A 13,699-nucleotide genomic window follows, 5' to 3' on the forward strand; every position below is an offset into this window, starting at 1 on the left:
TATATGGGAAAAATTAAAGGATTTCTCTTTGCCGTACGACACAGAGAAATCCTAATGACCGATTTGGGTTTATAACGCTTTATTACTTACTTTAGATACTATATATCTTCGTTGGATTTTTGCAGTACTTGGCACAAGTACTGAGGCTATATCATATATAAAAATAGGAGGTAAACACCTATAATTAGTATTTACCTCCTACTTGATTATTTTATAGCTTTTAATTATAAAGCCATGTCGTGCAAAATTTCAGACAGGGTAGGGTGGATGTGTATGATGTTGGCCAGCTGCTGAAGTGTAGTGCCGCTGTTCATCAATGCTGCAATCTCCTGTACCATATCGGCTGAGTGGGCACCAAATGCGTGACATCCTACTATTCTCTGGTCGTTGGTTGTATCAACGAGGAGTTTTATCATTCCGTCGGTCTCGTTCATAGCGAGTGCTTTGCCGTTGGAGCGGTAGAAACCCTTGCGACACTCGTAGGGGCGCTGCTCGGCCTTCAGCTGGTCTTCGCTCAATCCTACGCTTGCTGCCTCGGGATTGGTGAATATGGCAGATGGCATTACGTCGAAGCGGATGTCATCGGGGCGGTTGAGTATGCGATTGACCACGTGCAGACCTTGGAATGTGGCTGCATGTGCCAGCAGACAGCGTCCGTTGACATCGCCGATGGCGTATACGCCACTAACGTTAGTCTGGAGATCATCGTCTACTACTATGCCTTTAGGCGAGTGTTCTATGCCTACCTGTTCGAGTGCGAGACCTTCTGTACAGGGTTTGCGTCCGGTAGCTATAAGCACCATATCTGCATCTATGCTAACAGGTTTGCCCTTTTTCTCGAAGCTTACAGTCAACTGTTTGGTTCTGTCTTCTGTATCAGTCTGTGTTATCGACTTTACAGCCGACTGCATGTAGAATTCTACACCACGCTTGCAGATGGTCTGACGCAGGCGCTTGGCAATGTCAGAGTCGAGCACGGGCAGACATTCCTTAAGAAACTCTATTACCGTTACGTTGCTGCCAAAGCTGCTGAATACCGACGCAAACTCCATGCCTATCACTCCTGCGCCTATGATGCACAGGCGCTTGGGCAAGTGGTCGACATCAAGCAGTTCGGTTGAAGTGACAACTCCTGGCAATGTGGTTCCCTCTATAGGCGGACACTTAGAGTCGCTTCCTGTTGCTATTATTATGTTGTCGGCCGTGTACTGATCGTCGCCAACAGCTATCGTATGAGCATCAGTAAATGAGGCTGTTCCTCGCACGAGCGTAATGCCAGGTGTCTGCATGAGTGTTTCCACTCCGCTTCGCAGCTGACCAATAACCTCTTGTTTACGTTCCATCACGCGGCCGAAGTCGAGTGAGTAGCCTTCGCCCATAAGTCCGAATGTGTCGGCATGGCGTAGTGTGTCTACTATTTCGGCGTTGCGGCAGAGTGTTTTGGTGGGTATGCAGCCACGGTTGAGGCATGTACCTCCTGCTTCTGCCTTCTCGATGATTACAACCGATAGTCCGTGCACGGCAGCATGGTGGGCGGCACGATAGCCGCCCGGACCCGAGCCTATGATAATTAAATCCGAATGTATCATATCTGTTGTTGGTTCGAATGCTATTGGTTCATCTGTTTCCAAGTGAGAATAGGGTGCTTGGCTGCCAATACGTCGTCAACACGTCCTACAGGAGTGTTGTGAGGTGCAGTCTTCACCTCCTCTGGATTGTTCTTGGCTTCTTCGGCAATCTGTCTGAGCACTTCGATGAATGCGTCGATCGTCTCCTTGCTTTCGCTCTCGGTAGGCTCTATCATCATGGCCTCATGGAAGAGAAGCGGGAAGTAGATGGTGGGAGCGTGGTAGCCGTAGTCGAGCAGGCGCTTTGCCACATCCATAGTAGTTACTCCAGTCGACTTGTCCTTGAGTCCGTCGAACACGAACTCATGTTTGCATACGGTAGGAATTGGCAGGGCGTAGACATCCTTTAGCGACTCCTTCACGTAGTTGGCATTGAGCGTTGCGAGTGGTCCTACCATACGTATGTGCTCTTTGCCGAGCGAGAGAATATAGGCGTAAGCTCGCATCATTACGGCATAGTTGCCGAAGAATTCGCCTACGTGTATGTTGTCCTCGTCGCAGCCTACTATCTTGTATGTGTCGCCATCCTTTTCTACCTTAGGTACGGGCAGGAACTGCTCCAGACCTTTGCGAACGCCTACAGGGCCCGAACCGGGACCTCCGCCGCCGTGAGGTGTTGAGAACGTCTTGTGCAGATTGATGTGCATCACGTCGAATCCCATATCGCCCGGACGGCATACGCCAAGCATCGGGTTGAGGTTGGCTCCGTCGTAATACATCAGTCCGCCACATTCGTGTACGAGTTGTTGTATTTCGGGAATCTTGCACTCGAAGAGACCGAGTGTGTTGGGGTTGGTCATCATCATAGCTGCCACCGTGTCGTCAAGCAGTCCGCGCAGGTCTTCTGTGTCAACAACGCCGTCAGCTGTTGATTTCACCTCAACAATCTCCAGTCCGCATACAGCAGCTGAAGCAGGGTTGGTGCCGTGTGCTGAGTCTGGTACAATCACCTTTGTGCGTTTCATGTCGCCACGGCTCTGATGGTAGGCACGTATGGTCATGAGTCCGGTTAGCTCGCCGTGAGCACCTGCAAAGGGGTTTAGTGTGAACTCTTCGAGACCGGTTATCGCCGCTAAGCTCTTCTGCATCTCGTAGTACAGCTGCAATGCTCCTTGACAAGTCTGCTCTGGCTGCAAGGGGTGTAGTTCGGCAAACTGGGGCATGGCTGCCACCTCTTCGTTGATGATAGGATTGTACTTCATCGTGCAGCTTCCCAGTGGATAGAATCCGTTGTTCACGCCGAAGTTGTTGGCGCTCAGATTAGTGTAGTGGCGTATAACGGTAAGCTCGTTGCACTCAGGCAGTTGAGCGTCGGCATTACGTCGCATAGCTTCTGGCACTTCGTGATGTCCGAACTCGTTGTTGGGAAGGGAATAACCGCGTCTCCCAGGATGCGACAATTCAAAAATCAGATTTCCATAAAGACGGTTGTTCATAGCGTTTCCTCCTTTACAATGTTTACGAGTTGGTCAATTTCTTGCTTTGTGCGTTTCTCGGTTACGGCAAACATCAGGGTGTCATCGTCAACCTTTATGCCGCCCAATATTCCGTTTTCGATGAAGCGTTTCTGCAGGCTGTCGACATTGCCCTTATAGCTTACGCAGAACTCGTTGAAGAAGTCCTGTGGGTATTTGTCCTCAAACTTGCCCGTAGCTATCAGCTGGTCGTGCAGATAGTGTGCTCCGTCGTATGACATCTGTGCTGCCTCCTTGAGTCCTTCCTTGCCCATTACCGACATGTAAATAGTGACGAAGAGAGCCATGAGCGACTCGTTTGAGCAGATGTTTGATGTGGCTTTCTGGCGGCGTATGTGCTGTTCGCGAGCCTGCAGGGTGAGTACGAATACGCGTTGTCCGCGGTTGTCGAGAGTCTGTCCGACGATACGTCCAGGCATCTTGCGCATCAGCTTCTCTGTGCAGCACATATAGCCTACTGACGGACCTCCGAATGCCATTGGTATGCCCAGCGACTGTCCGTCGCCTACTGCTATGTCAGCACCCCATTCGCCTGGTGTCTTGAGCAGAGCGAGGTCGGCAGCTACACTATTGATTACGAACAGCGCCTTGTTGGCGTGGCATGAATCTGCATATCCTGCATAGTCTTCCACTATGCCGTAATAGTTGGGCTGCTGTACGATTACGCCAGCCACGCCACCCTTGTCAAGACGCTCGTCCATCTGCGCCTTGTCGGTAACGCCCTCGTTTTGGGCAATCATTTCTACGTTAAATCCGTGGAAATGTGCGTAAGTTTTCACTACATCTACTATTTTCGGGTCTACTGTGCCTGAAATCAGCACAGTATCGGTCTTCTTTGTCGAAGCCATAACCATGATTGCAGCCTCGGCTGTAGCGGTAGATCCGTCGTACATTGACGCGTTGGAAATATCCATACCAGTCAATTCTGCCATCATACTCTGATATTCGAATATGTAATGGAGTGTTCCCTGCGAAATTTCTGCCTGATAAGGGGTGTAACTTGTGAGGAATTCAGAGCGTGATATGATGTTTGGCACTATTGCCGGAGTGTAATGGTCGTAGCATCCAGCTCCGGCAAATACCGTGAGACGCTGGTTCTTGTTGCCTAATTTCTCGAAGAAAGTGCGTATGCTTGCTTCGCTCAAGGGTTCTGGCAAGTCATATTCTCCCTTGAAACGTATTTGTTCGGGCACGTCAGAGTAGAGGTCGTCAAGCGACTCCATTCCGGCCTTCGCAAGCATTTGCTTTATCTCTTCCTCGGTATGTGGAAAATACTTGAAGTTCATAGTTTGAGTAGGGAATATTAATAGTTAGAAATAGGGAGTATACAGTAAATCAGAAGCTGGGAATCAGGAGTGCGGAGAGCTTGTTTGAGCAAAACGTTCCGCTGTTCTCCTGATTCCCTACTTCTTGATTTGTTGTTTCGGTAAGATTTCAGATTTCTTTAAGCCTTGCAGAAATCCTCATAGGCCTGTGCGTCCATGAGGTTGTCGAGCTCGGCTGTGTTAGAGAGCTGAACCTTGATGATCCAGTTTTCGAACGGGTCTTCGTTGATCAGTTCAGGCTTGTCTTCGAGGGCTTCGTTCACCTCTACTACAGTACCTGTTACGGGTGAGATAAGGTCGCTTGCTGCCTTAACGCTCTCTACGGCTCCGAAATCCTCGTCAGCCTCAACTTCGTCATCCACTTCGGGAAGGTCGACGTAAACCACGTTGCCGAGTGCGTTCTGGGCATAATCTGTGATGCCTACATATGCGAAATCGCCTTCTATCTTTACATATTCGTGTGACTCAGAATAGTAGAGTCCTTCAATTACTTTTGCCATAAATGTTATTAGTTGTTAGTTGTTTATATATAAGTTATTAGTTTTAATTATTTCTTGTAATGCTTGTCGTAGAAGCGCTTCTTCACCACTACGCCGGGGAAAGTCTTCTTGCGGATCTGTACCTCAAGTTCTGTGCCGAGCTTGGCATAGCGTGCGTCAACAAGAGCCATACATACCGACTTGTCGGTAGAAATAGTATGATAGCCTGTGGTCACCTCGCCAACCTCTTCGCCTTCGTGCAGAATCTTGTAGCCGTGGCGTGGAATGGCTCGGTCGCTTAGCTCGATGCCAATCACTCGCTTGCTTACACCGTTGTTCTTCTGTTCTACGAGTGCTTCCTTACCGATGAATTCGGGCTTGTCGAGCTTGCAGAACATGCTCAACCCTGCCATTACGGGTGAAATCTCGTTGGAAAGTTCATCGCCATAGAGTGGAAGTCCTACCTCAAAGCGCAATGTGTCGCGGCATCCAAGTCCGCAAGGCTTGCAGCGACCTGATGCCAGCAGCTTGTCCCATTGCTCGTTGATGTAGGCGTGTGAAGCGTATATTTCGAATCCGTCTTCGCCTGTGTAGCCCGTGCGGCTGATGATGATTGTCTCGCCAGCTACGTCGATAGTCTTGGTTGTGTAGAATATTAGCTCCTTGCATGCCAGTCCCAATACTTCCTCTACCACCTGCTCTGCCTCAGGACCTTGCACGGCAAGCTGTCCGTATTGTTCCGAGCAGTTCTTGAACTCCACGTCGTATCCCTCCAGATGGCTTTCCATCCATTCTACGTCCTTGTCGATGTTGGCTGCGTTGATTACGAGGAAGAAGTCGTTATCTGCCATCTTGTACACGAGCAGGTCGTCGACGGTTCCGCCATTCTCATAGCACATCATTCCGTAGAAAATCTTGCCTGGTTCGGCTCCACGCACATCGTTGGTGAAGATGTGGTTGACGTATCGTTCGGCATCAGGACCCTTTACAGTCACTTCGCCCATGTGTGAAACGTCAAACACTCCGCAATGCTGGCGTACGGCGTTGTGCTCGTCGGCGATGTTTGAATACTGGATTGGCATGATGAAACCGCCAAATGGTTGCATCAAGGCTCCGAGAGCTACATGTTTGTCATAAAGGCACGTTTTCTTTTCCATAAAAGATTAGTATTTGTAAGGTTTAATGTTTTTTCTTTATTTTAGTTGTTGGGGCATTTCGTCAGAAGGTTGACAAACTCTTCCTTCTTCAGGTTGAGTATCACGTTGTCGAGCTGCTCTGGCAGGGCTGCGTTTATGGCATCTGCCGTGTAGGCTGTGCCTTGCAGCTTGGCTATGATCTGCTGTCCGATGTCGCCCACGAGGAAGAAGTCGCCCTTGATGTCGATGTCCTTTATCACATCGTTCTTCATCTCCATGCTAACCACGAAGTCGCCTACGCCCTCAATGCGTCCGCTACGGGTTATGTTGTAACTTGGATTGTTGCCGTAGATGAATTCGGGTGTGAGGTATTCTTCTTCGATGTGTGCTATTTCGTCTATTGCTTTGTCGTCGAGAATGATTTGACTGTCGCAAAGGTTACGTCGTGTGAAATCCTTGAACTCTTCGATGTCAAGACTGATGTGGTCCTTCAGGAGTGTGATGTGCTGGCGCACGCTTTGTATTCCTTTCGACACAAGTTTCTCGCACGATGGCGTTATTGCGCCTACCATATTCTCTATGTTAGTGTCGTAGAGCATGGTACCATGTACTATGCTGCGTCCGGGTATGTGATAGAAGGCGTTGCCCGACACCTTGCGTCCTTCTATCATTATGTCGTTGCGTCCGCTTGTTTCGGCAGGTATTCCGAGCTTGCGCAGCATTTCCGACACCATATCTATATATCTGCTGAATGTCATACTCACATTTTCGTCGGGTGTTATGTACGAGAACATTATGTTTGTCATGTCGGCATAGACGCATCCTCCTCCGCTTTTGCGACGATAGGTCTGTATGTTGTGCTGTCGGCAATATTCTATGTTCACCTCGTTCTGTATTAGCTGGTTGCGTCCGAAGATAACAGTCGGGTCAACCTGCCACATGAAGAAATACTCGCCCTTGTCGAGATTGCGGGCAATGTATTCTTCCATGGCGAGATAGAAGGTTAGTCTTCTTTTTGGTTTGGTATTATTTAAAGCTACGTATATCATATTATAATGTGTAATTTCGTCAGGTTATTGGTAACAGTTGCAAACTTACACAAAAATATTTATATGCGTTAATCTTTAAGCACTTTTATTTTTAAATAATTCTGAAAAAAGGGAGATTGTCAGTCAATTTCAGACAGTTCGAGCCATCTCATCTCCTTTTCTTCGAGGCTTTCCTTGATGATGGGCAGTCGTTTGCTTTTCTCGGTGAGCTGTTCTATAGAAAGCGTTCCGCTGCAAAGTTCCTCCTCAATCTGCTTCTGCTCCTTCTCAAGTTCTGCTATTTCCTTTTCGAGACGCTCAAATTCACACTTTTCCTTGTACGTCTTCTTGCGTCGTTGTTCGCCTACAAACTCTCTCTTCTCCTTCTTTTCAGAGGTGGCGTTGGACTTGTCGGCTGTTTCGGCCTTGGGCTTGAGCGACTCCCATTCGCGGAACTGGGTGTAGTTGCCGGGGAAGTCCTTTATATCACCGTTACCACGGAATACGAGCAGGTGGTCGACAATCTTGTCCATGAAGAATCGGTCGTGCGACACTATTATGACGCATCCCGGGAAGTCCTGCAGATATTCCTCCAGCACCTCAAGCGTCTGTATGTCGAGGTCGTTGGTTGGCTCGTCGAGCACGAGGAAGTTTGGATTGCGCATCAGTACCGTACAGAGGTAGAGCTTGCGTCGCTCGCCTCCCGAGAGCTTGTACACATAGTCGTATTGCTGTTCGGGGGTGAAGAGGAAATGCTGCATCAGTTGTCCTGCCGTGATGTGCTTGCCTCCGCCGTAGTCGATGTATTCGGCTATGTCGGATATCACGTCGATTACGCGTTGCTGGTCGTTGAATTTCATTCCGTCCTGCGAGAAGTAGCCGAACCGTACTGTGTCGCCTACATCAAACTGTCCGCTGTCAGGACCTACTTCGCCAAGCAGCATCTTGATGAACGTGGACTTTCCCGTGCCGTTGTTGCCTACGATTCCCATTTTCTCGAAACGTTGGAAGTTGTAGTAGAAGTCTTTGAGTATCATCTTCTCGTCAAAGGCTTTCGACACATACTGGCACTCGAATATCTTCGAACCGATGTACACGTTCTTCGACTTGAGTCGCATCTGTCGTTCTTCCATGCGTTGCTTTGCCTTGGCTTCAAGGTCGTAGAACGCCTCCTCACGGTAGCGTGCCTTATGTCCACGTGCCTGTGGCTGTCGGCGCATCCATTCCAGTTCGCGACGATACAGATTGTTGGCACGCTCTATTTCGGCACGTGTGGCGTCGATGCGCTCCTGACGTTTCTCCATATAGTAGCGGAAGTTGCCGCGATAGGAATATATGGTATGGTTGTCGAGTTCGAGAATGAGGTTGCACACGCGGTCGAGGAAGTAGCGGTCGTGTGTCACCATCAGGAGCGTCTTGTTGCCCCTTGAGAGATAGCCTTCGAGCCATTCTATCATCTCGAGGTCGAGGTGGTTGGTAGGCTCGTCGAGTATCAGCAAGTCGGGCTCGGTAATGAGGACATTAGCCAGGGCGATGCGCTTCTGTTGTCCGCCGCTCAATTGGCCCATAGGCTGATTGAGGTCGGTAATGCGCAGCTGCGTAAGTATCTGCTTTGCCTTGAGAATCTTGTCGGGATCGCCGTTGTGGTTGAAGCAGGCATCGAGTACAGATTCTTCAGGGTCGAACTTGGGCTGCTGCTCAAGAAAACCCACACGCACATCCTTGCGGTATATGATGCTTCCCGAATCGACGGGCTCCTTGCCGGACAAGAGCGAGAGTAGGGTAGTCTTGCCCGTACCGTTCTTGGCTATGAGTCCTACGTGCTGGCCTTCGCCTATCGAGAACGAGATGTTCTCGAAGAGTACGTGTGCCCCGAAGGCTTTCGACACATTTTGAACGTCAAGTATTGGTGTCATTTCGGTTATTCTCCCTCCTTAAGTGATTTCAGAATGTCTTCGATGTAGGTCAGCACCTCATCGCGTCCGATCTTCTTCTCCGAACTTGTAATAAAGTAAGGTGGCAGCTCTTCCCATTGTTCCTTGAGCGAGTTCATCCATTTGGCTGCGTTCTGCTTTGCCTTGACGGGTCCGAGCTTGTCGGCTTTGGTGAAGATAATGGCAAAGGGTACAGAGCTTTCGCCAAGCCAGTTTATGAAGTCGGTATCAATCTTCATCGGGTCGTGGCGTATGTCGATAAGCACAAACGTGTTGATGAGCTGTTCGCGCTGGAGTATGTACGACGTTATCATCTGGTCGAGCTTCTTCTGTACGGTCTTTGAGCGCTTGGCAAATCCGTAGCCAGGAAGGTCGACAAGATACCAGTCGTTGTTGATTATGAAGTGATTGATGAGCAGAGTCTTGCCTGGAGTAGCCGAAGTCTTGGCAAGTCCCTTATGATTGCAGAGCATATTGATAAGGCTCGACTTGCCTACGTTAGAACGGCCGATGAAGGCGAATTCGGGCTTTGTGTCCTTAGGACATTGGCTTACTGTAGCTGCCGATATTGTGAATTCCGATTTCTTTATATCCATAATATATAATGTCTTAATAGTGTTCGATTGTGCAAAATTAGTAAAAAAAGCCCAAATTCCGTGTCGTACATATTGGAAACCTTGTTTTTTATGTAATAACATAATGTCATTTCCGATTTTTATACTTAAATTTGCATTAAAGGTCCAATGGCCAAGAACGCTTGTTTTATTACAACTTAAGCTTTCCTATAACAACTTATGCAGATGCAGACACAACCCTACAGATATATTCATACCATCCTGACGTTATTGCCGTTGGCGGTAGTGGCTTTGCTATCGGTGGCGTGTTCCGACACAGGCAATCGTCCCGAGGTGGACAGGCTGAACGAGGTTTCGTACAGCTATCATTACCGCAATTTGGATTCTACACGAGCGTACGCTAAACGTGCGCTTGAGCTCTCGCAGAATTATGACGACGGGCGTGCCGAAGCCTTGAACAATCTGGCGTTTGTAGAGATAGCCCGTATGAACTATTCCCGGGCCTTCACGATACTTAAGAGCATACCCGAACAGACTGACAATCAGATAGAACAACTCGTGAGTGACGTTCAGCTTATGCGCCTGTGCCAGCGCCGTTCGGAGAACAAGAACTTCTATCATTATCTGCAGCATGCTCAAGACTGTCTCAAACGGATACATGAGGACGAAAAATTGCTCGACGAGCGCCAGCGTGGCCGACTCATCTACGCCCGAAGCGAATTCGCCATTGTCTATTCGGCTTATCTTTATTACCTAGGTCAGCTACGCCTGTCTACCGAGGCTTTGATGTCGATTGATGCGGGAGGCGATGTGGTTAGGGATACTGCTCAATTGCTGGCTTATTACTATAATGTAGGTTCGGGAGGAATTCTTTCGGGCACGACTCACGAGCGGGTTGTGCAGGCCGAATTCGATAATCTTATGAGGTGCTATCTGTTGTCACGACAGTATCACTACCCGTATTGGGAGGCAAACTCCCTTCAGGCAATAAGCGAGCACCTGCAGAACGATGACGACAGACACAGGCTGACAGCCGACAACTTGCAGGAGATAGACTTTGTCAACGTCGACCAGATGCCAGACAGTCTGCTTTCGGGCAATCTGGCACAACGTGCCTTGACACTTTTCGAAGCTTATGGCGACGTGTATCAGACATCTGGAGCATGGCGTACGCTTTCTACGTCCTATCGTAATATTGGCGACTACAACTCAGCTTACGCCTGCCTTACGAATGCGTTGGAGAAGGACACGGCAATAAATGCTGCGCCCGACCTTGTGGCTTCCATACGTGAGCAGATGTCGATTGTGTGCTCGGCAATGGGCGACAAACCGCGAAGCGATTACAACCGTAATATCTATCTCGACCTTCAGGAGCGCACCCGACAGGATAGGCTGCTTGAGGCGCGAGCCGAGCAGCTGTCGTTTTCTCTGCGCCAGCTCGACTTTATGATTGTTGCCGTAATAGTACTGATAGCCATTATCATAGGATTGCTGTCATATTTCGGCTACCTGCGCCACAAACAGCGCAGAATGGTGTCGACTGACAAGTTGCTGGCTCCTCTGGACGAATGGAAGCAGAAGTGCGAGGCCAAGTATGCGGAGAAGCAGGAGGAGATAGAAGAAACCGAAGACGAGGCGGGCATGAAGAAGAGCCAGAAAGAACATTATGGCGAAATAAGCGTTGAACAGCGCACCAAGATAATGATAGCGTCAAGCGTGGTTCCGCTCATCAACCGATTGACACGTGAGTTTGACGTGCTGTCTGAAGGCCAATGCTCTCCTGAATCACGCAACGAACATCTTACTTATGCCGGCCAATTGGTTGACTCCATAGCCGAGTGCAACCAGCAGCTTACCAAGTGGATTCGCCTGAAGCAAGGTGGATTGCAGCTTAACATCAAGAGCTTTATGGTTAAGGATGTTTTTGACGTAATCAGACGAAACGCATCCGACTATCTGCGCCATGGAATAACGCTTCATGTCGACGATAATGATGCAGTAGTTAAAGCCGACCCAGTACTTACCTTGTTCATGGTCAATACCATAGCTGAGAACGCACGCCGCTATACTCCTGAAGGTGGAGAGGTGAAGGTCACAGCCGAGGAAGCCGACGATTATGTGGAAATATCCATAGCCGACAATGGTAGTGGAATGACGAATGAACAGCTTGACGGACTCTTTACCCGAAAAATCATAAATGATTCAACCAATGACAAGACAGAAGGCGGACACGGTTTCGGACTTATCAACTGTAAGGGAATTATCGACAAGTATCGCAAGACAAGTTCTATATTCAGCGTTTGCTCTATTTCGGCAGAAAGCGAAGTGGGGCAGGGCAGCCGCTTCTTCTTCCGTCTGCCCAAGGGTGTAAAGCGTGTGCTGGCTATTGCTGCGCTTGTTGTGTGTCAATGTGTTGCAGCGGTTGCTTCAACCGAACGTTTCACTAATATTCCAGATATGGAAGCCAGAGCTAGAGCCTATGCCGACAGCGCCTACAACTGCAACATTAAGGGTCAGTATAAGCGTACTGTTGCATTTGCCGACAGTTGCATAAGCCTGCTCAACAGACTTTATCCCGAACGCATCCCGAACGCATCCCGAAGGAAGAGGCTGATGAAACTCAACGGCGACTATCCTGCTGTTGCAGCCGAACTGCAATGGTTTCGCGACAGTGTGAAAGCCAACTACGGAACGATACTCGACGTGCGTAACGAGACTGCCGTAGCTGCCTTGGCGCTACGCGACTGGAATCTGTATTCGTACAATAATGCCGTCTATATACAGCTCTTCCGAGAGTGTAGTGCCGACAATACCATAGCGTCGTATGTGAAGACCATGCAGCAGGCCGAAAGCAACCGTAGTGTGGCTATGATAATGCTTATAGTGATGTTTGTGAGCATCTTCCCCGCCTACTATCTGCTCTATTACCGGCATCGTATGTATTACCGGTTGTGTGTAGACAAGATAGCAGAAATAAACCGTGTGCTGACAGACGAGACAATACTATCGGAGGAGAAACTGAAACGTATTGACACGTTATGGCCCGAAGATTCGCCCGGTAAGAATGCAAAACGTACTGCCGACCGCCGACCTAAGGAGTTGCACAATGTGGTGAAAGCCATACGTAATAGCGTGGAGGAAGACCTGAACCGTGAGAGAGAAATGCATGAACAGGAAGAGCTCGCCAAGGATGCTTTGCGTCGTCAGACTATGGAGTGCGACCGCCTTTATGTTTCGAATAGTGTGGTAGACAATTGCCTCTCGTCGCTCAAGCATGAGACTATGTATTATCCGTCAAGAATCAGACAGGTGCTCGACGGTGGCGAATTGACCCAGGAAGGACTCGTCTCCTTGCGCGAGCTTGCCAATTACTACCGCATGCTCTACACAGCACTCATCAACCAGACCGTACACACCCGTTACCATATAGGTTCGATGGACGAAATACTTACGATGATGAATTATCTGTTTGCCATACTCAAGCGGAAAAACGGAGGCGTTCCTCCTCTGCGTTCCACCACGCCCTATGGCAATTCCTATGTTCTGCTGACCGCAACGTTGGACAGATGCTTGGAAAGGGTGGATTGCCACAAGCTGTTCACTCCATATACCGACGATTTCGACTATCTCGTGTGTTGTCAGATCATGCGCGACATAGGAGACTTTACCGGCATGCGAGGAAGCGGAATCCAGGCCTATTATGATGCAGACGCAAAGCTCGTTATAAAGATGTTTGTGCCTCGAATGGTGTTGGAGGATGTCAAAATGTCAAAATGTCAAAATGTCAAAATCTGAAATTGATGACCTATGAAATAGCAGGCCGCTTGGTATGGGCTTGCCACTCCGATTGGTGTGGATTTTTTGTTTTCTCGGGAGGAAAATTTTGTTCTCTCCCGAGGAAACAATTATTCCCTCGGAAGGGGAAAAGATTCCATCGGTAGGGTAGTGCTGTAACTCGTTGCTTTAAATTTAGGATGAAACCAATAAAAATCGGGAAAAAGGCTGTCTGTGTGAATTTTTATTGTTAATTTTGTAACCATAATTTCTAAGTAACTGTTCAAAATTAATTTTATAAATATGAATAATTCACGAATAAGTTCGTACCCACAGACGCCAAGG

General features: G+C 48.8%; 10 protein-coding genes. 1 reads left to right on the plus strand and 9 read right to left on the minus strand.

Annotated elements, in window-relative coordinates:
* Window positions 1–224: 224 nt before the first annotated feature.
* The 8 genes from lpdA to yihA form a co-directional block, all read right to left on the minus strand.
* Window positions 225–1,589, minus strand: a complete 1,365-nt coding sequence (gene lpdA / locus I6E38_RS12465) for a dihydrolipoyl dehydrogenase (RefSeq protein ID WP_235394298.1) — start codon at window positions 1,587–1,589, stop codon at window positions 225–227.
* Window positions 1,590–1,609: 20 nt separating this feature from the next.
* Entirely contained in the window at window positions 1,610–3,064 is a 1,455-nt protein-coding gene (gene gcvPB, locus I6E38_RS12470) for an aminomethyl-transferring glycine dehydrogenase subunit GcvPB (RefSeq protein WP_235394299.1), read from the minus strand.
* Window positions 3,061–4,389 (minus strand): aminomethyl-transferring glycine dehydrogenase subunit GcvPA, encoded by a 1,329-nt coding sequence (gene gcvPA, locus I6E38_RS12475; protein ID WP_235394300.1) that lies wholly within the window; start codon window positions 4,387–4,389, stop codon window positions 3,061–3,063. Before gcvPA ends, gcvPB begins: the two co-directional genes overlap by 4 nt.
* Before the next feature lie 158 nt (window positions 4,390–4,547).
* Window positions 4,548–4,928: a glycine cleavage system protein GcvH gene (gcvH, locus tag I6E38_RS12480; RefSeq protein WP_235394301.1), complete on the minus strand. Its 381-nt coding sequence runs from the start codon at window positions 4,926–4,928 to the stop codon at window positions 4,548–4,550.
* 47 nt (window positions 4,929–4,975) lie between these two features.
* On the minus strand, window positions 4,976–6,064 hold the full coding sequence (gcvT, locus tag I6E38_RS12485) for a glycine cleavage system aminomethyltransferase GcvT (protein ID WP_235394302.1): 1,089 nt from the start codon (window positions 6,062–6,064) through the stop codon (window positions 4,976–4,978).
* Window positions 6,065–6,105: 41 nt separating this feature from the next.
* Window positions 6,106–7,092, minus strand: coding sequence for a lipoate--protein ligase (locus I6E38_RS12490; protein ID WP_235394303.1), 987 nt, complete (start codon window positions 7,090–7,092; stop codon window positions 6,106–6,108).
* Window positions 7,093–7,211: 119 nt separating this feature from the next.
* A complete protein-coding gene (locus tag I6E38_RS12495) occupies window positions 7,212–8,987 on the minus strand; it encodes an ABC-F family ATP-binding cassette domain-containing protein (RefSeq protein WP_235394304.1) in 1,776 nt (591 codons plus the stop codon).
* 5 nt (window positions 8,988–8,992) lie between these two features.
* Window positions 8,993–9,601: a ribosome biogenesis GTP-binding protein YihA/YsxC gene (gene yihA, locus I6E38_RS12500; protein ID WP_235394305.1), complete on the minus strand. Its 609-nt coding sequence runs from the start codon at window positions 9,599–9,601 to the stop codon at window positions 8,993–8,995.
* Between the two features lie 198 nt (window positions 9,602–9,799).
* Here yihA and I6E38_RS12505 point away from each other — a divergent pair, with 198 nt between their 5' ends.
* Window positions 9,800–13,375 carry a sensor histidine kinase gene (locus tag I6E38_RS12505; protein WP_235394306.1) on the plus strand — a complete coding sequence of 1,192 codons (3,576 nt, stop codon included), beginning with the start codon at window positions 9,800–9,802 and terminating at the stop codon, window positions 13,373–13,375.
* 110 nt (window positions 13,376–13,485) lie between these two features.
* On the opposite strand, the gene I6E38_RS12510 is transcribed toward I6E38_RS12505, so the two are convergent.
* Window positions 13,486–13,699 (minus strand): hypothetical protein (locus I6E38_RS12510; protein ID WP_235394307.1); only part of this gene is annotated, 214 nt, incomplete at its 5' end.

This window comes from Leyella stercorea (genome assembly GCF_021531355.1).
In the GTDB taxonomy this organism is placed as follows: Bacteria; Bacteroidota; Bacteroidia; order Bacteroidales; family Bacteroidaceae; genus Prevotella.